We start from the raw sequence: 1,074 nt of genomic DNA on the forward strand, positions 1-1,074 counted from the left end.
TCGGGGTGTTCACCGGCTTCTCGATGGCCGGCTACGGCATGACCAAACACCATCTGACGCATCGGGAACCGGGCTGGCGCCGCCGGCTGGCGATCAACCTGTCCGCGGCGGTGCTGTCGACGATCGTGGTGGGCATCTTCGCGGTGGCGAAATTCACCGAGGGCGCCTGGCTGGTGGTCATCGTGTTCCCGCTGCTGGTGTTCATGCTGACCCGGCTCAACCGCGAATACCGGGCCGAGGCCGCCATTCTCGAGATGTTCCGCACCGATCGCCCGGAGCTGGTGAAGTACGCGCGGCACCGGGTGTTCGTGTTCGTCGACTCGGTCGATCTGGCGGTGATCGAGGCGCTGCGCTACGGCAGGGGGTTGCGGGCCGACGAACTGATTGCGGTGCATTTCATGGTCGACCCGGCCCACGCGGCGCTGCTGCGAAAGCGTTGGGACCATTTCGAACTCGACACCCCGCTGCGCATCGTGGACTGCCCGGACCGTCGGATCAGCCGGGCCGCGCAGCTGCTGGTCGCCAAGGCGCGTGACGAGAACGCGCGCACCAATGTGACGGTGCTGCTGCCGCGGCGAACCTTCGCCCGGCTGCTGGGCCGCGTGCTGCACGACCGCACCGCCGACAAGATCGCGCGAGCGGTCAGCCTGATTCCCGACGCCGCGGCGACGATCGTGCCCTACGACGTCGAATCGCGGATCAGGGAGGCCTACCCCGACACCTTGGAGCAGCGGATCGGACAGGGGATCGACAAGCTCGAGGCGTGGGTGTCCCAGGACGAAGACCGCAAGGTCGACGCCTACGAACACCCGCAGCGACCGCGATCGGTGGTCATGGTGGCCGGCCTGATCTCGGGGCAACGCGCCAGCGTCGAAGGCCGGGTCAGCGAGGTCGAAGACGTCACCACCCGAGGCCGCACCCACCGACAGATCGTCATCGGGGACAGCACCGGCGAAATGACCGTCACCTTCCGCCCGGGCCACGGCGGCGCCGACATCCAGCCCGGTTCCCGATGCGTCAGATGGTGTTTGGTCATGCCGTAGCCGGCCATCGAGAAGCCGGTGAACACCCCGG

At 67.8% G+C, this 1,074-nt stretch carries 1 pseudogene; it reads left to right on the top strand.

Annotated features, from left to right (window positions below):
• Positions 1-1,007: pseudogene (locus tag A5624_RS15550) on the top strand (DNA-binding protein); the annotation flags it as partial.
• Positions 1,008-1,074: the final 67 nt, after the last annotated feature.

It is taken from the genome of Mycobacterium sp. 1482292.6 (assembly GCF_001672995.1).
Classification (GTDB): Bacteria; Actinomycetota; Actinomycetes; order Mycobacteriales; family Mycobacteriaceae; genus Mycobacterium; species Mycobacterium europaeum_A.